The organism is Paenibacillus sp. ACRRY (genome assembly GCF_022346995.1).
Lineage (GTDB): Bacteria > Bacillota > Bacilli > Paenibacillales > Paenibacillaceae > Paenibacillus.
Genome location: NZ_JAKRNM010000005.1, coordinates 89,336 through 116,152 on the forward strand (window position 1 = coordinate 89,336; position 26,817 = coordinate 116,152).

27 protein-coding genes are annotated in these 26,817 nt (G+C 50.1%); 24 read left to right on the forward strand and 3 right to left on the reverse strand.

Going from position 1 to position 26,817, the window contains the following annotated elements:
- The first annotated feature begins 17 nt into the window (after positions 1-17).
- The 7 genes from MH144_RS18805 to MH144_RS18830 all read left to right on the forward strand — a co-directional run bounded on the left by MH144_RS18805 (position 18) and on the right by MH144_RS18830 (position 9,072).
- Positions 18-989, forward strand: coding sequence for an ABC transporter permease (locus MH144_RS18805; RefSeq protein WP_239302808.1), 972 nt, complete (start codon positions 18-20; stop codon positions 987-989).
- A 56-nt stretch (positions 990-1,045) separates the two neighbouring features.
- Positions 1,046-1,918, forward strand: a complete 873-nt coding sequence (locus tag MH144_RS18810; RefSeq protein WP_154895837.1) for a carbohydrate ABC transporter permease — start codon at positions 1,046-1,048, stop codon at positions 1,916-1,918.
- Between the two features lie 42 nt (positions 1,919-1,960).
- Positions 1,961-4,366, forward strand: coding sequence for an AraC family transcriptional regulator (locus MH144_RS18815; RefSeq protein ID WP_239302809.1), 2,406 nt, complete (start codon positions 1,961-1,963; stop codon positions 4,364-4,366).
- 30 nt (positions 4,367-4,396) lie between these two features.
- On the forward strand, positions 4,397-5,914 hold the full coding sequence (locus MH144_RS18820; protein WP_239302818.1) for a sulfatase family protein: 1,518 nt from the start codon (positions 4,397-4,399) through the stop codon (positions 5,912-5,914).
- 37 nt (positions 5,915-5,951) lie between these two features.
- Positions 5,952-6,086 carry a hypothetical protein gene (locus MH144_RS30830; RefSeq protein WP_275440191.1) on the forward strand — a complete coding sequence of 45 codons (135 nt, stop codon included), beginning with the start codon at positions 5,952-5,954 and terminating at the stop codon, positions 6,084-6,086.
- A 64-nt stretch (positions 6,087-6,150) separates the two neighbouring features.
- A complete protein-coding gene (locus MH144_RS18825; RefSeq protein WP_239303591.1) occupies positions 6,151-8,040 on the forward strand; it encodes a rhamnogalacturonan lyase family protein in 1,890 nt (629 codons plus the stop codon).
- Positions 8,041-8,070: 30 nt separating this feature from the next.
- Positions 8,071-9,072 carry a formylglycine-generating enzyme family protein gene (locus tag MH144_RS18830; protein WP_239302820.1) on the forward strand — a complete coding sequence of 334 codons (1,002 nt, stop codon included), beginning with the start codon at positions 8,071-8,073 and terminating at the stop codon, positions 9,070-9,072.
- A gap of 10 nt (positions 9,073-9,082) precedes the next feature.
- On the opposite strand, the gene MH144_RS18835 is transcribed toward MH144_RS18830, so the two are convergent.
- From MH144_RS18835 to MH144_RS18845, 3 genes are all read right to left on the reverse strand, one after another.
- A complete protein-coding gene (locus MH144_RS18835) occupies positions 9,083-10,198 on the reverse strand; it encodes an MFS transporter (protein ID WP_239302824.1) in 1,116 nt (371 codons plus the stop codon).
- Positions 10,199-10,271: 73 nt separating this feature from the next.
- Entirely contained in the window at positions 10,272-10,817 is a 546-nt protein-coding gene (locus MH144_RS18840) for a TetR/AcrR family transcriptional regulator (RefSeq protein WP_239302825.1), read from the reverse strand.
- 73 nt (positions 10,818-10,890) lie between these two features.
- On the reverse strand, positions 10,891-11,661 hold the full coding sequence (locus MH144_RS18845; RefSeq protein ID WP_239302827.1) for a DeoR/GlpR family DNA-binding transcription regulator: 771 nt from the start codon (positions 11,659-11,661) through the stop codon (positions 10,891-10,893).
- 209 nt (positions 11,662-11,870) lie between these two features.
- Here MH144_RS18845 and MH144_RS18850 point away from each other — a divergent pair, with 209 nt between their 5' ends.
- The 17 genes from MH144_RS18850 to MH144_RS18925 all read left to right on the forward strand — a co-directional run bounded on the left by MH144_RS18850 (position 11,871) and on the right by MH144_RS18925 (position 26,736).
- Positions 11,871-12,836 (forward strand): metallophosphoesterase family protein, encoded by a 966-nt coding sequence (locus MH144_RS18850; RefSeq protein WP_239302829.1) that lies wholly within the window; start codon positions 11,871-11,873, stop codon positions 12,834-12,836.
- A 40-nt stretch (positions 12,837-12,876) separates the two neighbouring features.
- Positions 12,877-13,737, forward strand: coding sequence for an EamA family transporter (locus MH144_RS18855; RefSeq protein ID WP_239302834.1), 861 nt, complete (start codon positions 12,877-12,879; stop codon positions 13,735-13,737).
- Between the two features lie 75 nt (positions 13,738-13,812).
- The gene (locus tag MH144_RS18860) at positions 13,813-14,700 is read left to right on the forward strand and encodes a glycoside hydrolase family 43 protein (protein ID WP_239302836.1); all 888 of its coding nucleotides are present in this window, start codon (positions 13,813-13,815) and stop codon (positions 14,698-14,700) included.
- Between the two features lie 189 nt (positions 14,701-14,889).
- Entirely contained in the window at positions 14,890-15,441 is a 552-nt protein-coding gene (locus MH144_RS18865; protein ID WP_343226069.1) for a nucleotidyltransferase family protein, read from the forward strand.
- 181 nt (positions 15,442-15,622) lie between these two features.
- Positions 15,623-16,354, forward strand: a complete 732-nt coding sequence (locus MH144_RS18870; protein WP_239302838.1) for a YdcF family protein — start codon at positions 15,623-15,625, stop codon at positions 16,352-16,354.
- A 191-nt stretch (positions 16,355-16,545) separates the two neighbouring features.
- Positions 16,546-17,067, forward strand: a complete 522-nt coding sequence (locus tag MH144_RS18875; RefSeq protein WP_239302840.1) for a hypothetical protein — start codon at positions 16,546-16,548, stop codon at positions 17,065-17,067.
- 79 nt (positions 17,068-17,146) lie between these two features.
- Entirely contained in the window at positions 17,147-18,028 is an 882-nt protein-coding gene (locus tag MH144_RS18880) for a TIGR01777 family oxidoreductase (RefSeq protein ID WP_239302842.1), read from the forward strand.
- A gap of 169 nt (positions 18,029-18,197) precedes the next feature.
- The gene (locus MH144_RS18885; RefSeq protein WP_239302844.1) at positions 18,198-19,199 is read left to right on the forward strand and encodes a beta-ketoacyl-ACP synthase III; all 1,002 of its coding nucleotides are present in this window, start codon (positions 18,198-18,200) and stop codon (positions 19,197-19,199) included.
- The gene (locus tag MH144_RS18890) at positions 19,189-20,409 is read left to right on the forward strand and encodes an ATP-grasp domain-containing protein (protein WP_239302846.1); all 1,221 of its coding nucleotides are present in this window, start codon (positions 19,189-19,191) and stop codon (positions 20,407-20,409) included. Before MH144_RS18885 ends, MH144_RS18890 begins: the two co-directional genes overlap by 11 nt.
- A complete protein-coding gene (locus tag MH144_RS18895; protein ID WP_239302852.1) occupies positions 20,406-21,401 on the forward strand; it encodes an NAD-dependent epimerase/dehydratase family protein in 996 nt (331 codons plus the stop codon). The genes MH144_RS18890 and MH144_RS18895 overlap by 4 nt, the downstream gene beginning before the upstream one ends.
- Positions 21,395-22,255, forward strand: a complete 861-nt coding sequence (locus MH144_RS18900) for an MBL fold metallo-hydrolase (protein ID WP_239302854.1) — start codon at positions 21,395-21,397, stop codon at positions 22,253-22,255. Before MH144_RS18895 ends, MH144_RS18900 begins: the two co-directional genes overlap by 7 nt.
- Positions 22,252-23,568 carry a F390 synthetase-related protein gene (locus tag MH144_RS18905; protein ID WP_239302856.1) on the forward strand — a complete coding sequence of 439 codons (1,317 nt, stop codon included), beginning with the start codon at positions 22,252-22,254 and terminating at the stop codon, positions 23,566-23,568. The genes MH144_RS18900 and MH144_RS18905 overlap by 4 nt, the downstream gene beginning before the upstream one ends.
- Positions 23,569-23,666: 98 nt before the next feature.
- Positions 23,667-24,524: an SDR family oxidoreductase gene (locus MH144_RS18910; RefSeq protein ID WP_239302858.1), complete on the forward strand. Its 858-nt coding sequence runs from the start codon at positions 23,667-23,669 to the stop codon at positions 24,522-24,524.
- A gap of 37 nt (positions 24,525-24,561) precedes the next feature.
- Complete coding sequence (locus tag MH144_RS30835; RefSeq protein WP_275440192.1) at positions 24,562-24,684, forward strand: hypothetical protein; 123 nt, start codon at positions 24,562-24,564, stop codon at positions 24,682-24,684.
- Between the two features lie 20 nt (positions 24,685-24,704).
- Entirely contained in the window at positions 24,705-25,286 is a 582-nt protein-coding gene (locus tag MH144_RS18915) for a DJ-1/PfpI family protein (protein ID WP_239302859.1), read from the forward strand.
- Positions 25,283-25,840 carry a GNAT family N-acetyltransferase gene (locus tag MH144_RS18920; protein WP_239302861.1) on the forward strand — a complete coding sequence of 186 codons (558 nt, stop codon included), beginning with the start codon at positions 25,283-25,285 and terminating at the stop codon, positions 25,838-25,840. The genes MH144_RS18915 and MH144_RS18920 overlap by 4 nt, the downstream gene beginning before the upstream one ends.
- Positions 25,837-26,736, forward strand: a complete 900-nt coding sequence (locus MH144_RS18925) for a serine/threonine-protein kinase (RefSeq protein WP_239302863.1) — start codon at positions 25,837-25,839, stop codon at positions 26,734-26,736. Before MH144_RS18920 ends, MH144_RS18925 begins: the two co-directional genes overlap by 4 nt.
- The last annotated feature ends 81 nt before the right edge of the window (positions 26,737-26,817 follow it).

The window sequence follows — 26,817 nt, forward strand, 5'->3', positions numbered from 1 at the left end:
GGGGGGAGCTGCAGCCCATGAGCGTAACCGAGCAACACCTTAACACACACAAGGGAAGGCAGACTTCATCCAAAAGAAACAGACGGACGAAATGGCTCTCCGCACTGCGGCGCGATCGATCGTTATATTTGCTTGCCCTACCGGGCATCCTGTTCTTTCTCGTTTTCAAATATATCCCGATGTGGGGCATCGTCATTGCGTTCCAGGACTATTCCCCCTTCCGGGGAATTCAGGGCAGTGAGTGGGTTGGGTTACAGCACTTTACCACCTTTTTTGCCAATCCAGACTTTGTCCTGCTGTTTCGAAACACACTGGCAATCAGCCTGCTGAATCTGATCTTGTTTTTTCCATTCCCGATTCTGATCTCGCTGGGGCTCAATGAGCTGCGTAACGTGGCGTACAAGCGATTGATTCAGACGGTGATCTATATGCCGCATTTCCTCTCCTGGGTCATCATTGCGGGACTGACATTCCTTCTGTTCGCCAAGGGGACAGGACTGGTCAACGAGTTATTTGCCTTATGGGGCTGGCCGAGGGTGGACTTTCTGACGAACCCGGACAGCTTCTGGATTATGGTCACCTTGCAGGCAATGTGGAAGGAAGCCGGATGGGGAACGATCGTGTTTCTCGCTGCCATGGCAAGTGTGGATACCCAGCTGTATGAGGCAGCACGAATGGATGGGGCGGGACGGCTCCGTCAGATCTGGCACATTACGCTCCCTGCCATCCGGAGTGTCATCGTCGTGCTTCTCATTTTAAGACTGGGAGACATCATGGAGGTAGGATTTGAACAGATCTTCCTGATGTACAACGGTGCAGTATCAGAAGTGGCTGAAGTGTTTGACACTTATGTATACCGTACGGGAATTGAGCAGGGAGATTTCAGCTACAGTACGGCGGTTGGATTATTCAAATCAGTGGTTGGACTGGCGCTCGTCGTGATTGCAAACCGTTTGGTGAAGCGCATGGGTCAAGAAGGGGTCTATTAGTACCTGTGCTTCCGGTCCGTGTCTATAAGAACTAGTGGGAGGGAGGAGGTCTTGAGATGCATCGTTTGAAATGGAGTGAGAGGATTGGTCAGTCTCTGAATGCAATCGTCCTTGGGCTGCTGGCGGTGGCGATGTTTTTTCCGCTGTACTATGTTTTTGTCGTTTCGTTCACCGATCCTGGAGAGTATCTGCAAAAGAAAATCGTACTCTTCCCGCAGCGCTGGTCTGCGGAAGCGTATACCTATCTTCTATCCACGCCTGCCTTCGCACGCTCGCTGGGGAACAGTGCCTTTCTAGCAACTGTAGGTACAGTGTGCAGTCTCGCCGTATCCTCTTCCCTGGCCTATGCCTTGTCCCAGAAGAGGTTTTATTTCCGAAAAGTACTGATGTTTCTGATCGTACTGACCATTTTGTTCAGCCCTGGAATTATTCCGAACTACTTGCTGGTCAGGGAGCTCGGGCTAATCAACAACATTTGGGCATTGATTCTGCCTGCGCTTGCCAATGGCTGGACGGTGCTGCTTATGAAAAATTTCTTCGACAGCCTGCCTGCGGAGATCAGTGAAGCGGCTTCCATCGATGGTTGCAGTGCGATCCGGACCTGGTACACCATTGTGCTCCCCTTGTCGATGCCTGCGCTTGCGGCATTTGGCTTGTTCTTTGCAGTAGGGTACTGGAATCAATTTTTCGCGGCACTTTTGTATTTGAATGATTCTGCGAAGTGGCCCATTCAGGTGCTGCTGCAGAACATGCTGCTGAATGCATCCAATATTGATCTGGTTGCACCTGGACAGCAGGTGGAGACACCGCCAACAGAGATGTTGAAGATGGCTGCCATCATTGTAGCCATTATGCCGGTGCTGGTGGTATACCCGTTTATTCAGAAGCATTTTGCAAAAGGAGCCATGGTCGGCTCAGTGAAAGGATAATCTGCATTCAGACGGGTATTCCCGGAAAGGAGGTACAGCGAGATGTTATTCAAGCGTACACGAGATCCTATGCCCAAAGGGCGTTATTTCAGGCGCAGCCTGATGATGATTCTGTTGATCGCCTGCATTCCGGGAGTCATTACGGGAGTGCTGCTGTATGGATGGATTACTATCAAAATGGAACATATTTTGCAGCAAACGCATCTGCGGCAATTTGAACAACGCACCGCATGGGTCGGCGAACAATTGGATGCGCTTGAACTGACTTTCTCACAGTGGGCCTTCGATCCGGTGTTCGATAACCGCCTGAAGGAGCTTGATTTTGTCTACAAGTACAAGCAGGTTCATGAGCTCTATCGACTGCTCCTGATGATTCAGAATTCCAATACGCTGATTGGCAAGGTTCAACTGTATCTGGAAGAACCCAGAGCGGTGAAGATGGATTCGGAGCGATATGATTTTATGAGCGACCCTAAGGAAATTGAAACGTATCACAGCCTGACTGAACAGCCGCGTGCCACCTATTGGTCCCGTTCCTTGGATGGCGCCTCCATGATGATGGTGAATCGGCTTCCGAGTGGCAGTGACGATGCTCTGGGTGCGTTAACTATAACCTTGGATAACAAACAGCTTGGCAGCATGCTGCAAACCTTGTCTCCGTATGAGAGCGGGACGACCTTTTTGCTGAATGAACAGGGAGTACCCTTGCTTCCACAGGACAAAAATCTGGGTGGATTACATCAAGCTGTCCGTGAACATGTGCTCAAGCTTGAAGAGAAGCCCAGCTCCTTCCTGATGGAATACGAGGGTATGACCTATTCGATTCAGTCGGGCACATTTCGCAGATTGGGTACAGATTGGACTTACGTATCTGTGGCTCCGTTGAATGAAATTGTAGCTCCGATTGTGTCAGTACCCCGAATCGTTCTGCTCATTAACGGAGGTGGATTGTTACTGGCTCTGCTCCTGTCATGGGTTGGTTCGCTACAGCTCTACAAGCCATTCACGAGATTGCTGCGAATATTTACTGCAAACGGTGAGGCTGAAGAGGTTGCTGTTCCTGCTCGGACTTTATGGCCAAATAGAGCGGCATCGTCTAGCTCGGCCGTGCAGCTGGATGAAATCAAGCATATCGAACAGCACTGGATTGGCGTGAATCGGGAACGTGAATCCCTCCAGCGGCGGCTGGAGGAACATCTACCACTCGCGAGGGAGAGTCTGCTGATCCAGCTGACGCTAGGTCATCTGCTGTTACCCAGTGACCGTGAATGGCGGGAACGTCTGTCCCAAGTGGGATGGAATCTCCACGACGAGCAGTTCATGATTATGCTGGCTCATATACGTCCGAGTGCTGTTACCCTTCAAGAGGGCGGCTACATCAATCGGAGTGAATCACCAGAATGGATCAGTTTGGCAGCAGCCGAGATTTTGGGAACACAGCTCGAAGATTTCCCCTACCCCTCAGAAATACTCAATTATCACGACATGTCGATCGCTCTGCTGCTCGCCATTTCTCCAGATGACCAACCGGAGGCTCTTGCATTCCGGGAACGATTCATTGCAGTAGGGCAGCGATGGTTGGATACCGTGCAGTCCGAGTTGGATGTACGCATGACGATCTCCATTAGCAAGATCACATCCGATGCCTCTCATATACCGCAGCTGGTCAGAGAGTCGAGAGCTGTTTTGAGGCAAAGGCAGTTTTCTTCAAGTGCAGGCATCATCGATATGAATGAAAAGGCAGAACAGGATAGGAAGGAACAGGGAACGTATCCGCTTGAATTGGAACAGGACATCATCTCGGCCTTACGTAACGGCGATCGGGAAACAGCCATGGAGCGCTTCCGATTGTTCATTGGCAGCTACGCCCATGTAGAAGCTACAGAGAATCAGGCCAGACAGGCAGTTTTTCAACTGCTCGCCCGGATCCAACACACCCTTTTGCAGTTAGGCGAAGATCCGGTACAGCTATTCGGTTTGGCGGTGTATGAAGAGGTGCTGCAGCTTGGTGACCTGGATGAGTTATTCTCATGGTTCAAGGAACGAATCGTGCATGTTTGCGTGGAGGAATTCACTGGCAAGGAGGAGAAGCAGATACAGATGGCTGTGCATCAGATCAAGGAGCATGCGGAACAAGAGTATGCAGAAGCGTTATCGCTCGATGAACTCGCAGACATTCACGGAATTCATTCCTACACGTTAAGCCGGGCATTCAAGCAGGCATTCGGACAGAATTTTGTGGACTATTTGACAGAGGTGAGACTCAGTCGGGCTAAGGTACTGCTCGAATCCACAGACGTCAAAATCAATGAAATTGCAGAGCAGGTTGGTTATCAGCCCAGTTATTTTAACCGTTTGTTCAAGAAAAGCGAGGGAACGACACCCAGTCGATATCGGGAGGACGTTCGTAAGCAGCGTGAGCATACTCGGGGCAACTGCTCCGTCTAATCTTCGGGACTAAGGAGAGTGGAATGTAACGTGTCACAGGTCAAGCCCGACATTATTTTTCTGATGACGGATCAACAGCGATGGGACTGCATTGGAACATTTAACGAACATATTCATACGCCGAATCTGGATCGACTTGCTTCGGAAGGGATTACGTTCCGTGAAGCGGTATGTCAATCTCCCATGTGTGCACCAAGCCGTAGTTCGATGATGATGGGATATTACCCATCACAGCTTGGAGTTCGCACGAATTATGGCGGTCTCTTTGAGGAAGACAAATTGCCCTCCGAGCCGCTGCCAGCATTAATGCAGCGAGCAGGGTATCAAACAGCCGGATTCGGGAAAACCCATTGGAATCATGGCGAAGGCGTGGATGAACCCTCTACACGCGGGTTCGAAGTGAGGTCCATCGGCCTCTCCCGGCAGAGCGGTCATTACGAGCAAGGGGCTACCATGATGGGAGATTCTCATCCTGAAGCGCTTGAAGCTTACCATCAGGAGACGAAGGACTTTGGTGGCGGAGAGGAAAACGTCAACGGCTACACGGGTCTTACGAGCCAGATTCCCATGAATCAGCATCGAGACGGATGGGTAGCCGAGCAGGCACTACAATTTTTGGATGAGGGAATAGACCCGGAAAGGCCATTGTTTTTTTATCTGTCCTTCCTGAAGCCGCATGCGGGATTCAATGTACCTCGGGAGTTTGAAGAACTCTACAAGCTGGAGGACATCCCGGACATTCCTCAGCCGCCATGGGAAGATGAAGCTTCAACGCATCTGGCAGCTTCGGATGATCTGAATGGCAATAGTCGTGATGCGTACCTCGACAAGAAGAGAGTGTGGGAGGAACGAAGTCCGGAAGAGCGGCGGAGGACCACACTCAGGTATTGGGCAAACTGCTCCTGGCTGGACCATTATTTTGGACAGGCTTTGGAGAAGCTGGAGAAACTGGGAAGGCTGGACCATGCACTGATTGTATTTGTATCGGATCATGGAGAAATGCTGGGAGAGAGGCAGTACCGCTTCACCAAATATAATCTGTATGACAGCAGCGTAAGAGTGCCGCTCATTCTGGCGGGTACCTACATTCCACCTGACAAGCGGGGAACGATGGACCGGATGCCTGCGGAGCTTGTGGACCTGGTACCGACGTTAACGCGAGCAGCAGGACTTGCCGCGAACCCGATGTTACCGGGGGTGGATTTGCTGGGTAATCTCCGGCACCGCGGAACATTTTGCGAATTTCATGGCAAAGGTGTAACGGCGCCCCATTCAGCGCCAGCTTATATGTGGCGGACAGCGGAGTGGAAGCTTATTCTGTACATTGAAGGTTCTGTCGCGGAGTCTGCTTCCAGAGTGCATGAAACCAGGGGCGAATTGTATCATCTGACTGCTGATCCGCATGAATGGACGAATCTGTATGAAGAACAGCAGCATGCCAGCATTAGGGAGCAGTTGAAGACGGAGCTGCTGATGCATCTGGCGGTTAGCTGGGCGAAGGGCCCGTTTTTCTACGATCGTGGAGGAACCAAGCCGTTAGAGTCGTGAGAGCAATAGTTGCTCTAATACTCATTGACATTTCCTAATGAAAATTCATCCCGTTGTACAAGTAAGAACAGGTTGGATAGAAATAGCTGTTGACCGGGCAGCCGGAGGCAAAGCGATTATCACTAAACCAGATCAGTCGATCTCACTCGACTGGGTCATGGGGAGGAGGTAGCAGGCTTTGCCTTTTTTGATATGCATAGTGGTAGGTCAATCCAAATAATGGAGGGGAAGCGTTGATGAAATCCATAACGACTGCAGCAAGAAAAAATAGAGTATGGTTAACCTGGCTTTTGGGTGGATTGATAGTGTTGTCTGGTATAACTTCACCGGAAGGTAGTATACCTCGGGCACATGCTGCAGGAGGGTCTGTGCCGCGCCTGGTTGAAGATCTGGGAAGAGGTCTTACTGCCGTATATCTGGGTGATAACAATGTATATCTTAGCTGGCGTCTGCTGGGTACCGAGCCACGGCAGGTTACATTTGATATTTATCGCCGTACAGGGTCCGAAGAGATCAAGCTGAATGATCAGCCACTTGCCCAAGGAACGAACTACACAGATGAGGATGTAGATGTAACCCAGAGTCATACGTATATTGTGAAGTCTTACGTGAGTGGGACTTTGCAAGGGGAAAATGCAGAGGTGGAGCTCGCAGCCGACCCTGAGATTCGCAATTACTTCCGTATTCCAATGCAAGACATAACGTCCAATCCTTCCGATTATTTTGTGCAGCATGGCTGGCCAGGTGATCTGGATGGCGATGGAGAATACGAAGTTGTGGTGACCCGGATCCCTGTCAATGGGGGCAACAAATATGTGGAGGCGTACAGCCTGACTGAAGGTTTCCTATGGCGGATTGATCTCGGTCCCTATAGTGTTACAACCATTGATACTTATAACGCACCACCTGCTTCCGTCAGCGAATTCGGGGTTGCAGGACTTGGCGGGTGGCGGGATAACGATAATATTACCGTGTTTGATCTCGATAGTGATGGGAAGGCCGAGGTGCTGCTGCGTACCTTTGAAGGTGTAACCTTTGCTGATGACAAGGTTATCCCTGCTTCAGCAGAGCGTGCGCAATATGTGTCTGTTGTGGATGGACTGACCGGTAGAGAGGCAGCACGCACAACCATTGCCAATGATTATGCAGCCGATGGTCCACTCAGCGGCCACTTTGGCATTGCCTATCTGGACGGGGAGCATCCCAGCCTGATTACAGCACTTAAGAATCGTGCACTCAGCCGCAATTTTCAGTATGTGACGTCAGCTTATGACTATACAGGTGGAGCATTGAACGAGCGTTGGAGACACGCCGGAGCGGACGGCGAATTTTTCCACCAGATTCGCATATTGGATCTCGATGAGGATGGGAAGGACGAGGTTTCCTTTGGCGGCTGGGCACTGGATGATAACGGGGAAACGTTATACAGTCTGCCTGGTGTAGTCCATGGCGATCGGTTTCATATCGCGGATATCGACCCGAATCGTCCGGGATTGGAACAATTCGGTATTCAGCAGGCCGAGAACGGAAATGTGAATCAATTTCCTTGGTTTTATGCCGATGCAAAAACGGGCGAGCTGATTCGCACAGGAGAACTTCCGCAGGACGTTGCACGGGGGACACTGGCCGATATTGATCCTCGGCACAGCGGGCTTGAGATGTGGTCCAGCTCAGGCAATATTTACAACGTGGACGGCGAAGTGATCAGTTCAGTCCAGCCTTCGACCAATTTCATAATTTGGTGGGACGGGGATGTGCTGGGTGAACTGCTGGACAAGAATTTTGTGGAAAAGTGGGACTGGGATCAGAATGGTACGATACGTCTGTTTACCGCAGATGATGTTCGTGTGAATTCCAGAAATGCTCCTGTTCTGTATGGTGATCTGCTTGGAGACTGGAGAGAAGAGGTTCTCTACGAAACAAGTGACTTCAAGGAGCTGCGCCTGTACACAACAACGATACCTTCTGACGTTCGCATCTACACACTGCCGCATAATCCGGCTTATCGCAATGGCCTGGCTGTAAAAGGATACATGCAATCCCTCCTGACCGATTATTATCTGGGCGACGGCATGTCAGAACCTCCGTATCCGAATATTCGTCCAGCTGTGTACAATAAGGAATAGGCCATAATCCTGCGGAAGGAGATGTTTCAGATGCATGATCAGTTTCGCCAAAGCACATCATCCTGCTGCTGTGCTGCAAGTCGAGGCGGGCAGTTGAAGGAGAAGACCGTTCCTTTTAGCGCATCGGAGGTTTTGGCTTCCAGGGAGCTTGATTCGCCATCGGCTGGTGAGAAGGAATCGGGACGCATCTTAATTGAAAGTGGACGTTTCCTGATGGGTACGAATGACCCCGAGGCCTTTACAGCTGATGGAGAAGGACCTGTCAGGGACGTCAAGGTAGACTCCTTTTACCTGGATGCATGTACGGTCACCAATGCTGAGTTTGAACGATTTGTAAGGCAGACAGGCTATCAGACTGAAGCTGAACAATTCGGCTGGTCCTTTGTGTTCCATTCGTTCGTCAATTCGCAAACGGCAGCACAAGTTCGAACAGTAGTTCAGCAAACGCCCTGGTGGTGGGTGGTTGAAGGTGCAAATTGGGCACACCCTGAGGGTCCGGACACGCATATCCGTGAAAGGGATGACCATCCGGTTATCCATATTTCCTGGAATGATGCTAACGCCTATTGTCACTGGGCTGGTAAACGGTTGCCAACCGAAGCCGAGTGGGAATATGCAGCCCGTGGGGGATTGATTCAGAAGAAATACCCTTGGGGAGATACCTTGCGACCTGAAGGCCAGCACTACTGCAACATATGGCAGGGCGTTTTCCCAACCAAAAACAATGCAGCGGACGGTTACGCGGGTACGGCTCCATCCAGATCATTTCCACCAAACGGGTATGGATTGTATAACATGGCAGGCAATGTGTGGGAATGGTGTGCGGACAACTACGTCACAAATCACGAGAAGCCTGCAATGGCTGACACTGCATTGTACGATGAAGTCCGCAAGGTGTTAAAAGGGGGTTCCTACCTATGCCATCGCTCCTACTGCAACCGTTACCGAGTGGCAGCAAGAATTCCCAACACACCGGATACATCCACTGGACACATCGGTTTCCGATGTGCCGCGAATGTGTTGACCGTATAGCTGCTAGACGTCAATCCGCTACTTTGACCCGAATCAGCAATCCAAACAGCCCCAACACGGCAAACGCGATAAATGCTGTCGTATTGGAGAACACATCAATCGTGTAACCCGCAATGGAAGAGCCAAAGAACTGTCCTGCACCCAGCGCAAGAAAGGCAAGGCTAATCCCAATCGACGTATTTGGACGAAATAGTCTGGTCGCCCACACGATAAACACGCTGGTCAGGAAGATGTAGGTGCTTCCGAACATAACGGCAGACGTCAGGCTCGCGGTCATGGATGGCAGAATAATAACACCAAGGGAAATGGCGAGCAGCAGGATACCGACATGATAGGAACGCCCAATTCCAATTCGTTCGATAATTCGGCCGGCACAACCGCCCAAAATTCCCAAAATACCCATCACAATCCAGAACAATACGGCTTCCGAATCGGAGGCCCCTTTTTCGTCCGTCAGAAAGCTTCGCGCGAACGTCCAATAGATCGCAGAACTAAAGCCTGTCAATAGGGAAGCCATAAGCAGAGCTACACCAGGTCTGGTGGGTTTCATGCAAGCCCAGAGTGATTTGGTGCAAGGCTCAGTTTTGAGTGGAGAAAGAGCGCGTCTGTTCCACAGTAGAACCAAAACACCAAGAACGGCGAAAAAAATGTAGGACCAGCGCCAGTATTCACTGAACAATAGATAAATTGGGCCGGAAACGATAATGCCGAAGCTTGTTCCCGTGTTAATCCAGCTGTTACCCCTGGCCTGCTGCTCAGGCTGAAGTTCCGCATAGACGGTGTTACCCAAGGCAGGAGAAGCCAGGCCTGTGCTCAGTCCCGCGAGAAATACGGCTATGGTTAGGACCAAGGCATTTGGAGAAAGGGCGATGCCAAGTAAACCAAGTATGGCGCTTATACCTGCCATATGAATAACCGGGTAGTGACCGATGCGATTAATAATCAAAGGTGCAATGATCAAAGACAGACAATAGGCAATATAAGTAGCCGAATTGATTGCACCGGACTGGGTATCATCCAGCTGCAGCGATTCCGAAATTTCCGGCATGAACAGACCATAACTGAATCTTCCGAACGCATAACATACCGAAATAAGTGCGATCCCGGGAAAAATAATTTTTTTCAACATATCCACCGCCTTTTTAGATAGAACGATCATTATATTTCTGCAGAAATAAAAAAGTGAGTTGAACTATAACTCACCCGGTGTGGGACGACTTGAAACTATTTCGAGTCATGTCAAGTAGTTCCCGACAGACAATACCCACATCTTGGGTCTCAGCGAGCGCGGTGGAGCCCTCCAAGAGTAGGAAAAATCGGATCATATCCCGATCCGTTATCGATGCATCCAATTTTTTTATCAGAGTCATCACATGTTTTTTGTGTGCATGGACAGTCTGGACAATCATGTGTTCCGAATCACCGCCAAACTCTTCCTTGGCACGCAAAAACATACAACCTCGGGACTCGTGCTCCATCAGCCAACGTGCATGCCCTTCAGCTAGATTCAGAAACAGGGATTGCGCCTTGTTATCTGCGTACTGTCTCAGTTGTTCCAGATATCGTTGTTCTCTCCGAAGGAGAACTTCCACGATGAGGTGATCCTTGGAATCAAAGTGATTATATAAGGTCATGATGGCAATCTCTGCATCCGTGATAATCCGCTTCAGGCCGATGGAGTGAAATCCATGGTGATAGAATAATTCTTCCGCGACGTTCAACAGCATTTCCTTTTTGCTGCTCATAGCTACAAACTCTCCCTTTAGGCTCAGATAGAACGATCATTATACCCCAAATTATAACAATCCAATTCGGTTGTCAAATTCTGTGAACCATTTCGATCTCCATTCCGTGCAGTGTGTCTACCCACTCTGCGGGACATCCATCGTCCGTGATCACCATGGAAATCTGATCCAGGGGTGCGATCTGTGCAAAGGTGGAACGTCCAAATTTGGTATGGTCCGCTACAAGAATAGATTCCTCCGCACGTTCCATCATCTTGCGGGAGATCTGGGCTTCCTCCAGCATATAATCTGTGATGCCGTCTGTTAACGATACACCCCCGGCAGAGATGAATGCTTTGTTGACTTTGAACTGATTCAACAATTCATGAGCAAGATGCCCAGTTGAGGCTTGTACCGCGGGATTGATATCGCCTCCGGCAAAAATGATCTTTCCTGCGAAATCCTCCAGTGCACAGGCAAGAATGGGCACAGAGTTGGTAATAACCGTGATCTGCGACCGATTTCTCAGCTGACGCATGATTTCCAGCGTGGTTGTTCCATTGTCTAACATTACAGTTTCCCCATCCTCAATAATTGAGGCTGCAGCAGTGCCGATGCGCTGTTTCTCGGTCATTTGCAGTAATGAACGCTTCTGAAAAGAGGCTTCAATCATCCCTGATCGCACACGAACTGCACCGCCATAGACTTTACGCAATTCGCCTTCCTTTTCAAGCCGGTCCAAATCGCGCCGGATGGTCTCCGTTGATACCTGAAAGTGGTCAGCCAGCAGCTGCACCTGAACTTTTCCCTGGGTTGCCAATTGAGCTAGAATGGTCTGTCTGCGTTCTTCGTAGGTTAATGACATAAAATGTCCTCCGTATTCCATTTCGTACTTTTTTCTATTCTACGTTAATTTTCATACTTCTAGCTATAGTCTGCTTGTTGCATGACCGGAATAATGTATTGACAGGATGAAGAGGTGGAGATAAGATCGGATCAAATAATCAACATAAAACCACATAAAACCACAATGATGTGGTATAGGTACATAACGAACTATTAGGGGGAACCAATATGAGAGTTCAGCTTGCATTTCAAGCGGATGAAACGTTCAAAATTGTTCAGTTTACAGATCTGCATTGGAAAGATGGTCGGCCTGAAGACTTGCGTACCCGTCAGTTGATGAAAACGGTCATTGAAATAGAGCAGCCGAATCTGGTCGTATTTACGGGTGATGTGATTTACACAGGTCCTGTTGATCCTGGGAAGAAGGCATGCGAGCATCCCGAACAGGCCTTCTGCGAAGCCGTATCTGTTGTGGAGGAATGTGGGATTCCGTGGGCCTTTGTGTACGGTAACCATGATACCGAGAATCGCATTACACCGGCTGGTCTGATGGATGTGATTCAGGAACATCACCACACGGTAACGGAACCGGGTCCCGAAGAAATTGCAGGGCTGGGCAATTACACCCATGAGATTGCAGGAGCAAATGGCACTCCGGCAGCCGTGTTGTATTTTCTTGATTCGGGAAGCTATTCGGTGTTCCCGGAGATCCCCGGTTATGGCTGGGTTCAGCCCAATCAGATCCAATGGCTGATGTCTGAATCCACACGCGTGAATCCCGGCCGGAGCCGCGGGGAGAAGCTACCAGCCTTGGCGTTTTTCCATATCCCGATTCCCGAATATCAAGTGATGTGGGACACTAAGACATGTTACGGCAGCAAGCACGAACCCGTCTGTGCTGCGCAAGTCAACTCTGGTCTGTTCTCGGCGCTGCTGGAGATGGGTGATGTGATGGGAACGTTCTGCGGGCATGATCACGTAAATGATTTTCACGGTGAACTCCACGGCATTCGTCTCTGTTACGGGCGCTCGAGCGGGCACAATACCTATGGAAGAGAAGGCATGCTGCGCGGCGGAAGAGTCATTCAGCTGAAGGCAGGGCAGCGCAGCTTCAATACCTGGATTCGTCTCGAAGACGGATCGCTCGTCGTAGAACAGCCGGAACATCAACCTGAGAACACTTCAGCTAAATAGACTTGAAAGAGCAAGGGAAGTAGAGAGGAACGAATGACGTATGATTTTACCGATATTACTGGTGCTCGCATCCGGAATGGCTCATGCCGTCTGGAGCATGTTCACCAAACGAAGTTTGAATAAAAGTGTATTTTTGTGGTCCATCATGATGATTCCTACTGTCATCCTGCTGCCTGTACTCATTGTGGAGTTGGTACGTGAACCCTTAACCATGCCGGCTTATGCCCTGTTGGTTCTGTCAATGGCTTTGCAGGCATTATATTCCTGGTTGTTATCCCAAACCTACGAGCTGGGTGACTTGTCTCAGATTTATCCAATTATGCGGGGAACAAGTACCTTGCTGGTGCCTTTGATCGGTGTTATTTTCCTCGGGGAAACCTTGTCTTCGTTCGGATGGATCGGGATTGCCTGCATGCTCGGTGGATTTCTAGTACTTAGCGGGGTAGGAGGAGGAAATGATGCCAGGCAGGGCTCCCGTACACAGGGATTGAAGCCGGTCCTCATGGCTTTATGTGTAGGGTTATGTACGACCAGTTATGTATTTGTGGACAAATTGAACCTGCAGCATATCTCGCCCTTGTCGCTGCTTGAGGTGACGAACATCGGATTTGTTGCCGGACTGACTCCCGCGCTTCTGGCTTCCCGGCAATTACGCCAGGAGTGGAAAGTGAACCGATCCACCATTATGCTTGGGGCACTATTGAACCCAGGTTCGTACCTGCTGTTTCTGTTTGCTTTACAGCAGGCCCCCATGGCGAGACTGGGCCCTTTGCGTGAAGTGGGAACGGTATTTGCGGCGTTCCTCGGCATTTTATTGTTGAAAGAGCAGCAGGGGAAAAAGCGGATTCTTTGCTCCATCGTCGTTTTTGGCGGAATCCTGCTTATTGGCATGTGGGGATGAATATTCAATTCCAGTTTTTGGATATATAGTGTATACTCATGAATATTGAACCGCTTTCACAAGGAGGATGAATCATTGAAGGTACACCGCTTGGAAGATATTCATTTTCGTGATCCCTACATACTGGCCTTACCATCCCGCAAGAAATACTATTTATACGGTTCCATTGGGCAAAATGTGTGGAACGGTCCAGCGATTGGTTTCGATGTGTATGAGAGCGATGATTTGGTGGCTTGGCATGGGCCCATTCCGTGTTTCCGTCCGCCTGCGGACTTTTGGTCTGATCATCATTATTGGGCTCCGGAAGTGTATGAGTGGGAGGGGCGATATTATATGTTTGCCAGCTTCAAGGCTGACCGTGTCCCAAGGGTAACCGGTGTGCTGGTGGCTGATCAGCCCGAAGGCCCGTTCGAATTGTGGAGCCGCTCCCTCACTCCTCCCGACTGGGAATGCCTGGACGGCACGCTCTACGTGGATGATCATGGGGATCCCTGGATGATATTCTGCAAGGAATGGGTACAGGTCGAGGATGGCGAGATGTACGCTGTCCGACTGACACCGGATCTAAAAGGAACGATTGGCGAGCCCTTGCTGCTGTTCCGGGCTTCTGAAGCTTCATGGTCAATCGGAAGTGGAGAGCAGCACAGCCGTTATGTCACGGATGGTCCTTTTCTGTACCGGATGCAAAATAATGAGCTGGTCATGATGTGGTCCACAACAGGACAAGACGGTTATACGCTGGGTCTGGCCCGCTCGGTATCAGGCAAACCGCAAGGTCCATGGAAGCAGGATGATACACCGCTATTCACCGAAAACGGCGGACATGGCATGTTATTCCGTACCTTCGAAGGGGAGCTGTGTCTTACGATCCATGCACCAAACGATCATCCGAATGAACGTCCAATTATCATTCCCATTCAGGAAAAAGACGGGCAGCTTATGCTAGTCGAAGATTCCAAATAAATCTTTCAAATCCCCTCAGTGTAGACGTATCTTATGAAGCATCTGTCCAGATGATCTTCAAGGTATGGACTGAGGGGATTTGTGTATTTTATCGAACGTGCTCAAGCGTGGTATATTGGAGTTAGAGAGTTTCAAGAGGTAGAGTCATAGATTTAGGCCTAAAGAGCAAAGAAGTAAGGGGAGGATCAGGTGCTGCTTGAAGAGAGATTCACCCAGTCCATTAAGGCACATGAGAAATTAATGCAAGATTTGCGGCAGGTTCGGAGTCTTGAGCTGCCTCAGTGTTACATCGGTGCGGGGTATATTCGTAATTACATTTGGGATCTTCTCCATGGATATACAAGGCGCGAACTGCACAGCGATATTGATGTGGTATACTTCGATCCCGAGGACATGAATGAAGGGCGCGATGTACAATTGGAGCAGCAGCTGCGGAAGGCGACAGACAATCCCAAGTGGTCTGTGAAAAACCAGGCGAGAATGCATCTGCGCAATGGCACAGTGCCTTATCAGTCTACAGAAGATGCCCTGCGGTACTGGCCCGAGATCGTAACCGCCATAGGCGTCCAGTTGGATGAACAGGACCAGATTGGGTTCTGTGCCCCGCATGGATTAGATGACCTGTATGCATTAACTGTTCGCCGCAGTCCATTATACGAGAATGTCCTGGAGTACAACCAGCGTGTAGAGAAGAAGCGCTGGCAGGAGCAATGGCCAAAGCTCACGATTGTGAAAGGATGAGTTTCAAAGGCCGTAATGGACCCCATAATGAACCTGCTTACATACGATCCATGGAGCCTGGGGGCAAATTTGGGTCGTAACGAACATTCATTATCATTTGTTTATTTGGTATACAACAGCCTGATTATGGGATCCGTAGAGAGCAAGCGGTGCAGGTTTAAGAAGGAGTGTTACCCGGTTAATGAAAAAGTTTATTCAAGATAAAGGGCTGATCATTGATCTTGTTCTGGTAGCCTGTTTTGTCGTTTTTCTGATATTCTGGGGCCGAAATTTCGCGGTAATGTTGTTTGGGCTGCTTACGGTGGCTTTTATCGTACTTCGACGGATTGACTACCAGAAGCACGTGGTGCTTAAGCGCATTTTGTTAACGGCGTTCAGTGTTGGTGCGGTTTCCTTTGTCATTATTGAAGCGCTGGTATTTACGCAGCTGAATGCGAATGATCCGGAGCAGGCGGATTATGTCATTATCCTGGGGTCAGGCATCAGAGGCACCGAGCTATCACTAACACTGAAGCAGAGGCTGGATGCCAGTCTGGACTATATCCGCAACCATCCGCAGACACCGGTCATTGTATCCGGAGGCCAGGGGCCAGGGGAGTCGATCCCTGAAGCACTCGCCATGAAAAACTATCTTGTGGACCAGGGAATTACGCCAGCCCAGGTTATTATGGAAGACAAGTCAACGAGCACGCAGGAGAATATGGCCTTTTCCAAAAAAATCATCGACGAAGCGGGGCTGGAGCACCCCGAGATCATGATTGTCACCAGTGACTACCACATGTTCCGTTCCAAGTACTTGGCTGCCAAAAACGGCTACGCAGCCGAATACGGCATTTCGGCCCCGTCTCCGGGATACCTGAAACCGATCAACATGATCCGTGAGTATTTTGCGGTGGTCAAGGCTTTTATGTAAAGTTAATCTTCTCTATTCACAATTAAAAGTTTAACGAGGTTCTGAATCTCAAAACATGTATGTGCAAAAAGCAGTTAAGCAGAATGAATTCTGGCTTAACTGCTTTTTGTCGTTGTTCAAGTGAATTCAAGGATACTCAGCCAAATCATGTTATAATATACGTCATTAATAGAAGAACGATGTAGGAGTGAATGACGATTACCACTTATATGTTACCTGCTCTCTATGAGCAAAAGAAGATTTCAATGAACGACATGGAAGAAATTGTACGACTGCTTGCACAAGCACCATTATTATATGATGACGGCTTAAGCATCCGGGTCGAGGATTTCACGGAAGGTTTGGACATGGAAATCAAGCATGAGGTTCGGCCTGCTCTAATGGAGCTGTATGACCTGGCTGTTAAGGCCTGTCGGCAGTTCCCTGATCCGGCTGCGTATGAGCAGTTTCAAGATGCCCTGGGGTTACAGGCAGAACTGTGGCAGGAAGAAGTGCTTGATCTTGCCTCGTGGATGAACTGGCTGAAGCAGGTTGGGGAAGGACAGAAGGCCCTGCCGGAGTATGATTTTGCAAGTATGCTTGGGACACTGCCCGAAGGATTCATGATTCATGATTTCTATGATGAACTCCGTTATCAGTTGGAGCAGAATCCGTCAAACACCTGGGCTATTCAAGAGCGGGATCGGCTGTATGCAGCCATGGGTGCCAGATAACATCGAACGAAACGTGCAGTAACCGTGTTTATCCATATATGAGGGATTGTCTTATCGCTTATGGAAATGAGGGGATCACGTGAAGAAGGTTGTATTGGCCGGAGGTACGGGATTTGTCGGTCAGGATTTTGCGCAAAGGTTCAAGAAGCTTGGATATGAGGTGCTCATCATCTCACGTCAGCCAGGTCATATTGCCTGGGAGGACTTCAATGGTATCAGGCGAGCACTTGAAGGTGCCGAAATGTTGATTAACCTGGCCGGGAAATCTGTAAACTGTCGTTACACCGATGAGAATCGCAGGATTATCCTAGAGTCCAGGACCAGCACGACACGTATTCTTGGCGAGTCTGTCCTTGAATGTGATCATCCGCCTGAACTATGGATCAATTCAAGTACGGCCACGATATACAGACATGCAGAAGACCGCCCCATGACAGAAAAAGAGGGTGAGATTGGCTCCGGATTCTCTGTGGATGTTGCCAAGGCGTGGGAACAGGCTTTCTTCGAATTCAGTCTGCCGTCTACCCGCCAGATTGCCTTGCGTATTGCAATTGTGCTTGGCAAAGGCGGCGTCATGGAGCCGCTCACGAATCTGGTGCGTTTTGGCTTGGGCGGATCCCAGGGAGCTGGAACACAGCAGTTCAGCTGGATTCATATTGAAGATTTGTTTCGCATGGTCCTTTATTTTCAGCAGCACCCGGCACTTGAAGGGGTATTTAATGCTTCGTCTCCGCATCCGGTTACCAACCGCCAACTGATGGAGAGCCTGAGAAGTCATATGGGCGTCCGCATTGGACTCCCTTCCCCTCGCTGGATGCTTGAAGTGGGAGCGCGATTTATCCGGACCGAAACGGAGCTGGTCCTCAAAAGCCGCTGGGTTATCCCAGAGCGGATGGAGCAGGAAGGGTTCACATTTGTATACGATACACTCGACACCGCTCTAGATGAAATTCTGAAATAGTGTGGATTACTGAACAACCATATTGAATACAAAGTTCCATTCGGAAGGGCAGATGATCTGCCCTTCTGCTGTATGTTCTGGAGATTCGGGTCCGCTGACGTTTCGGGATCTCTGGTGCAGTGTAAAAGTCATTTGAATCAGTCAGATGAAACAGAAAGAGGTTGGGGAAATGCAACGTAGAAGAGTGAGAATTGCCGGAACGGGGAAGTATCTGCCGGAGCGAAAAGTAACGGACGAGGAGCTGGATATCCGCTTGAATGTGGCGGCAGGCTGGGTCTCCAAAGCCACGGGCGTAGGTGTTCGCCATTATGCTTCCGGTCAGGAGACATCTTCGTTCATGGGGGCGAGAGCAGCAGAAGCTGCGCTTGCCGACGCAGGACTGCAATTTGCCGACATCGACTGTCTGGTGTGCACCAGCGGTACGAAGGAGCAGCCTTTGCCAAGTACTGCGGTATTTATTCAACAAGCCATGGGAGAACAGGAATCAGGCATACCGGCATTTGATATGGATGCAACCTGTCTGAGTTTCCTAAACGGTCTGGACGTCATTTCCTATATGGTGGATGCGGGTCGTTATCGCCGGGTACTGCTCGTAGCAACGGAGATCGCTTCTGCAGGTTTGAATTGGTCGGATAAGGAGAGTGCGGCCCTCTTCGGCGATGGAGCCGCCGCGGTCATTATCGAACGTTCCGAAGAAGAGCAATCCTCCCGGATTGTGCATGCTTCCCTGAAAACGTACAGTCGAGGGGCGAGATTCTCGGAAATTGCCGGTGGGGGGACACGGCTGCATGCCTCCAATTATGTGGCCGATCAGCCGGAGCCTTACCTTTTTCACATGGATGGGCAGGCAATCTTCCGGATGGCTTCCAGGCTTCTTCCGGGGTTCATGGACGATATGCTGAAGACCTCCGGAAACCGGATGGAAGATTTTAAACTGGTCATTCCGCATCAGGGCAGTGCCATGGCCATGAGATTGATTCGCAAGAAATTGAATATTCCCGAAGACCGCTTTATGGACATTACACGAAACCATGGGAATACCATTGCCGCATCCATTCCCATGGGACTGCATGAGGCGATCAAGCAGCAGCGTATCCGGCGAGGTGATCGGGTGCTCCTGATCGGAACGGCCGCTGGATTGTCATTGGGAGGACTTATTTTTGATTACTAGATTAAGAGAATCCGATGATGCTTCCGCAATCCGAAGTGTGTTACTCACTGGGGGACGTGCTCCCGTTACGCTTGATCTGGCACGCATGCTTCGGCGCGCAGGTTATCGTGTGTATGTTGCGGAGAGTGCATCACGTCATCTGTGCAGACTGTCCAGAGTGGTGGAGCAATGCTTTGTTGTACCATCCCCGCGTCATGAAACAGCCGCATATCTGTCTGAACTGGAGCGGATCATTCAAGCATCGCAGATCGACCTGCTCATTCCGATGTGTGAAGAGGTGTTCTACATTGCGCAGGGAGCAGAGAGCTTGCGTCCTTATTGCCATGTCCTTGTTTCTCCACTGGAGCAATTGCATAAGCTGCATCACAAGTTTCGATTTATCCAGCTTGCGCAATCCATAGGCCTTGCAGTACCGGATACACGTCTGATTACCAGCCGGGAAGAATGGATTCATACACAATCTGTTCTGGACACGGAAGGGAAGTGGGTATGGAAGCCGGTATATTCCCGATTTGCCGCTAGAGTTCGCATGCCTGGCTCACGGAACGTTCCTCCGGGTGAGGAAGAAATATCATCCGCTCTCCCTTGGGTAGCTCAGGCTTACGTTCCTGGGCGAGCGTTGTGCACGTACAGCGTTGCGTATGAAGGGCGAATTGTGGCCCATACCACGTATGACAGCCGCTATCGCACAGGCAGCGTGGGAGCCAGTGTCTATTTCGAACACGTGGAGCACGAGGGTACATATGAGTGGGCTCAACAATTTGTAGAGGCTACCGGATTTAGTGGTCAGATTGGTTTTGATTTTATTGAAGGGCCGGAGGGCCGAGTGGTTGCAATTGAGTGTAATCCCAGGGCTACGAGCGGAATCCATCTCTTCTACCCGGGGGATGAATTCGTGCTTGCCATCGTTACGCCTGAGTCGCTCGCAAAGGAAGGTATCCTGATAACTCCCAAGCAGCACAGCAAGGCGATGCTCATGCTGCCTATGCTGGGTAGCGGATTGCAGCAGATTGGACGACCGGATCAGTGGCGAGCATGGATGACAGCCTGGCGAGGTACAAGAGATGTCGTACACCTGCAAAATGATAGACGCCCCATGCTGGAACAAGCGGCCGTGGTGCTGTCCGCCTGGCGTCTTGCACGCAAATACAAGCTATCTCTGACTGAAGCATTGACTCACGACATAGAATGGAACGGTGAACAACCATGAATAGAGCATTGGTTACAGGAGCAACAGGGTGTTTGGGCAGACATCTGGCTTTAAGGCTTGCGGAACAGGGCTGGCGAGTGACGGGGATGGGCCGAAAAAAAGAATACGGTGTTCAGCTGGAAGCCGAAGGTATCTATTTTTATCAAGGTGACCTACGTGACAAGTCAGTTGCGGCTGAGGCATGTGCCAATCAGGATGTAGTCTTTCACTGTGCGGCGCTATCGTCGCCTTGGGGCAAATATCAGGACTTTTACAGCAGCAATGTGGAAGCGACGCAGCATCTGGTCGACGGTTGCAGGCGAGCGGGTGTACAGCGATTCATCCACGTATCAACGCCCAGCGTGTATTTTAATTATATACCCCGATATGACATTCATGAGGATGACCCTATGCCAGTCAAACCAGCGAATCATTATGCAGCGACCAAAAGAATGGCGGAGCAAGTGGTGCTTCGGGCCCATGCAAACGGACTTCCTTCCATCATGATTCGCCCGAGAGCCATCTTTGGCCCGTATGATCAGACGCTTTTCCCCAGAATCGTTGCAGCCAACCGTAAATCAGGAGTGCCCATGATTGGGGGCGGCCACGCTGTCATTGATCTCACCTGTGTGGATAATGTCGTGGATGCACTGCTGTTATGCTGGAGTGCGCCGCCTGAAGCACTAGGGAGAGCATACAATATTTCCAATGGCGACCCGAGGCCGTTCCACGAACTAGTAAGTTATTTGTTTGAATTGCTTGAGATGCCGCTGCACCGCCGAAATATTCCCTACAGGGCAGCTTATGGAGCAGCATCGCTGCTGGAGGGTGTGCATCGTCTCCTGCCTCTACTAGGCGAACCGCAGCTAACCAGATACACCGTGGGTTCGTTAGCCGTCCCGCAAACGCTGAATATTTATGACGCCCGAGAGCAAATAGGCTATACACCCCGAGTAACCATTGAAGAAGGCCTGCAGCAGTTTGCAGATTGGTGGAGGGCAGAATCATGCTGACAACAACGAAGGTAGAACTTCATCTGGGCGCGGCAGGCTTCTGTACCCATCCGGAGTTTCTGACCATTCGGGGCGGAAGCTTACGGCCAGTGCCCTTTCCTGCGGGCTTTGCCTGTATTATTCATCCCGTGCATGGTCCGATGCTGCTGGACACGGGGTACAGCTCCCGTTTTTTCAAGGAGACGGCACATCTGCCGAATGCGCTGTATCGCCATATTACGCCTGTGGTGTATCGTGAAGAGGACAGTGCAGTACAATTTCTGGCTAGGTTAGGGTTAAAAGCATCTGATATTCGTTACATCATTCTCTCCCATTTTCACGGCGATCATATCGCAGGAGTGCGTGACTTCCCGGAGGCGCAGTTCATCTATCTGCCCCAGGCGTATGAGGCGGTGCGATCACTTGGCCCGTTGGCGGCTGTGAAATCCGGATTCTTATCCGGACTTTTGCCTGTAGATTTTGCAGACCGATCCTTGCCCGTGATGATACAGCCAAAGCGATGGACGAAGACGGGAGACGACTTCCCTTTTTCTGAAGTATACGATCTTTTCGGTGATGGCAGCCTGCTTGGTGTGGAGGTATCCGGTCATGCAGAAGGCATGATGGGCATCCTGCTCAGCACGGGGGAACAGGACTACTTCCTGTGTGCGGATACGGTGTGGTCCAGCCGGGCCTTCCGTGAACAGCGCAGACCGCATGTGCTCGCAGGCATGATTATGTCGGATCGATCCGAATATAGAATGAATTTCGATAAGCTTGTGCAGCTGCATCAGCAGTTTCCCGAGATTCGGATTGTACCCAGCCATTGCTTGGAAGCGCTGAATGCCTGGGGGACGGGAGGAAGTTACATATGAGTACCATGCGTATTGTCTATCATTATGCCTTGGCGCGTGGACTGCGAAAATGGAAATCACGTAAGGAGCTTGAACACTGGCAGGAACGTCAGATCCTCCGTCATATCGAGCGAGTTCGTGTACAGTCCCCGTTTTACCGAGAGTGGTGGGGAGATGCTGAAGCATCCGCCTGGAGAAGCTTTCCGATAATTGATAAAAAGATCATGATGCAGCATTTCGACCAGCTCAACACGGTCGGGATTTCGAAGAACGAGGCCATGACCCTTGCCGGAGAAAGTGAGGATACACGTGATTTCAAGCCGTCTGTTCAAGGTATTACGGTTGGTCTCTCCTCTGGGACATCGGGGAACCGGGGATTATTTCTTGTGAGTGAGCGGGAGCAAGATGCCTGGACGGGGACAGTGCTGGCCAAACTGCTGCCTGGAGGGCTGTGGAAGCCTGCCAAGATTGCCTTTTTCCTGCGGGCTAACAGTAATTTGTATGAATCGGTGCAGCGGGGCAAGCTGCAATTCCAATATTTTGATCTGTTGGAACCCGTGCATACCTTGGTCGAGCGTATGGAAGAGTATCGTCCCACCGTGTGGGTAGCTCCTCCATCGATGCTTAGAATGCTGGCCGATGCATATCAAGCGGGATCCCTGACGGCGACACCCGAGAAAATCATCTCTGTTGCCGAAGTTCTGGATCCACTCGATCACAAGGTGCTGGAGCGCGTCTTTGGTCAAACGATCCATCAAGTCTATCAGTGCACAGAGGGATTCCTGGGTGCGACCTGCCGTCTTGGCACACTGCATTTGAATGAAGATATTGTCCATATTGAAAAAGAGTTTATTGATCCCGCTTCCCGGCGATTTGTACCCATTATTACGGACTTCTCCAGGACATCACAGCCGATAATCCGGTACCGGCTAAATGACATTCTAACCGAGGCGGCCGCCCCATGTGATTGTGGCTCTCCCTTTACCGCCATAGATCGGATCGAAGGCCGCTGTGATGATACGCTTTACTTTTCACATCGTCATACCGGCGAGGAGGTACCTGTATTTCCGGACTTCATCACCCGTGCGGTCATTGCCGCTTCACCGGATCTGGAGCACTACCGGGTTGTTCAGCGCAGCGACGGATCGCTGGAAATCGCTCTTCGCCTTGGTGGAAATAGTGATGATCTCGAGTGGGTGAAGGGCGAAGTGCAGCGTCAACTACTGAAACTGGGAGAGCGGCTTGAGTGCACTGTACCACAGACGGATTACGTTCCGTATACATTCGAACCCGGAATGACCAAGCTGCGCAGAGTGGAGAGACAGCGTGGTTGAACTTGGACTTAAGCGAAGCGAATATTCCGCTATGTTCAGTCATGTGATGATAGAAAGGGAGAAGCGAATAGATTCATTGGAGGAAGGTGGACGGGGAGATGGTACAGAACATTAAGGGAGAGACTGCACCTGTAGCGTTAATTACAGGCACCTCGAGTGGGTTCGGAATGCTTACTGCGATTACACTTGCCAAGCAGGGATACCGGGTTGCCGCAACCATGCGCGATCTGAGTCGGAATGAAGAATTAGTCCAGCTGGCAGAACAAGCAGGCATTACGGATCGATTGCATTATATGCGTCTGGATGTGACGGATTCGGATTCGGTACAGGCGGCTGTGGCGGCAGTGCTTCAGATGTATGGGCGAATTGACATGTTGGTGAACAATGCAGGGTTTGCTGTTGGTGGTTTCATTGAGGAAGTAACGATGGACAATTGGCGGCGGCAAATGGAGACGAATCTCTTCGGTCTCATTGCAATGACGCGTGCGGTTCTTCCTGTCATGCGTGAACAGAAGCGGGGACTCATCATCAATCTCTCCAGTGTGAGCGGTTTGTCGGGGTTCCCTGGCTATGCACCCTATGCTGCTTCCAAATTTGCTGTGGAAGGTTTCACCGAAAGTCTTCGGCATGAGATGGCTTCGTTTGGCGTAAAGGTAGTCCTGGTTGAGCCGGGAGCGTATCACACACCTATTTGGAATAAAGGACTGGGTGAAATTCATCGCAATGATGACTCCCCTTATAAAGAAAAGCTGGATGCGGTGCTTCGTTACTCTGCACATGCGGGCCAGACTGCGCCCGATCCGCAGGAAGTGGCTGACCTGATCGCCCGCATTGCACGCATGCGTGCACCACGGCTCCGCTATGCACTCGGCAAAGGATCTCGTGTGCTCATTATTGGCAAAACGCTGCTTCCGTGGAAGTGGTTGGAGTGGATTATTGCGCGTGGTCTGAAATAGGGCAGACCTTATTAATTTTAGTCAGGAGGGCTTGAACTTGTTTGAAGTCATCGTGATTGTATTGCTTTTAGTCGTTGTAGGACTGTTATTCCGGATCAACAGCAAGCTCCCTGAACGTGATTGGGTGAAGGAAGCGATGGAGCGAGACGTGTCGAAATAAAAACATGGGAGGTTTTCACGTTGAAAATTGCTTTTGTTTTGTTTGATGGTTTAACTTTTCTTGATTTTGCAGGATTTTATGATGTAATCAACCGGCTGAATTTCTTTGAACCAACCAAGGGCAGTACATGGGAAACTTGCGCGATGACCGATCAGGTCACGGACGAATCCGGACTAACGCTCCAAGTGGATCGAGTGAAACCGGACTTGGGTGAATACGATATGGTTTTTGTACCTGGTGGCATGGGTACGCGCAAACTTCGGTTCGATGAAGCTTTCGTGGGATGGCTGAAACAGGCGGAGAAGGTTCCGATGAAGGTGTCGGTATGTACGGGCTCTTTGCTGCTGGGTGCGGCTGGTTTTCTTTCTGGTAAGAAGGCAACGACTCATCCTAATGTATATGATCTACTGCAGCCGTACGCAGATGAGGTCATCAAGACCCGGATTGTAAAGGACGGAAATGTCATTACGGCCGGTGGTGTCGCCACGTCGATTGATCTCGGAATTTATGTACTGGGATTGCTTGCCGGACAGGAGGCAGCCGAGAATGTGAAGCGGCAGATCGATTATCCTTACGAGATGCAAGGAGTGATCGAAGAATGAGCGAAGATATCAAGCAGAGCCGGTTCATTATCCGTAATATCGGGCGCGAAGAAGCCGATCAATACTGGTCTTTGCGTCTGGAGGCACTGAAAAATCATCCGGAGTCCTTCGGAGCATCATACGAGTTGTCTGTTCAGCTTCCCATGAATGAAGTGCAGGATCGCATACATAATGAGCCTGATGATTACATTCTTGGAGCCTATACAGCAGAAGGAACAGAAGGAATACTGGCTGGAATGATGGGTTTCAAGAGAGAATACGGCATGAAACTCAGGCACAAGGGATTCATCTGGGGGGTATATGTGGCCCCGCAATATCGGGGGCATGGTCTTGCTTCAAGGCTGCTTCGAGAAGTATTGAAACGGGGAGAGACCTTGGAGGGCATCAGGCAAATTAATCTGAGCGTGGTTACGACAAATGAATCAGCCAGACGGTTATACGAAAAGTACGGATTCGAAACGTATGGCATAGAGAATTATGCTCTTGAAGTTGGGGGACAAGGTTATGATGAAGCCCATATGACATACGTTTATCCAACTGTGAGTTCCATATGACAGAGGCGGTTCATCTGGAAGTAGACTGGCATGCCTTCGTATTACAAGAGTCCCATTCTTTCGAATGGTTACGGCCACTGGGCAAGGTATTTCGCGTATTTGATCAGCAGGATTCCGGAAATCTGTCCTTTGGTATCATGCAGCAGGATGGAACAAGGCTCTTTGTAAAATATGCGGGAGCACGTACCATTCATGCGAGTACACTCAATAGTCCGCCAGAAGCCATCCGAAGTTTGATGTCTTCTGTTTCAGTCTACGAGGATTTGAAGCATGACGCTTTGATTCAACTAAGAGACCACTTTGCAACGGAACGGGGTTATGTCTGTGTATTTGATTGGGTGGATGGTGAATGTCTGCATTCCCAGTGGTATTTTCCGGCTCCAGCGAAATATGAAGATCCCCGTTCACCGTATTATCGTTTTAGGCAACTCCCTATTCAGATGCAGATTCAGGCAATGGAGCAGATCCTAAGTTTTCATATTGAGGTGGAGCGAAAAGGGTATGTGGCTGTTGATTTCTACGATGGCAGCCTGATCTATGATTTTGAGCAAAATAGGATCAAAATTTGTGATATCGACCTGTATCAGAAGGGTTCGTTTACCAATACCATGGGACGCATGTGGGGTTCATCCCGCTTCATGTCTCCCGAGGAGTTTGAATTCGGTGCTTCCATCGACGGAGTAACCAATGTATTTAACATGGGTGCCACGGCATTCGTACTGCTTGGTGGAGAGAAGGACCGTTCATATGCCAAGTGGGACGCTGGAGAAGCTTTATATCAGGTTGTAATTCGAGCAGTAGATCCTGATCGGGCCCGTCGCTATGCATCCGTGATGGAACTCGGTGAAGCCTGGAAGCTGGCGGTAAGACAGGATGAATGTATTACTGGTGAATGATGGATCAAAAAATTCAGTTCAGTATAATCCCCATTAGGAATTGCCAGTTTGCATTCGTATCTCCCTGGAATATACCGTATA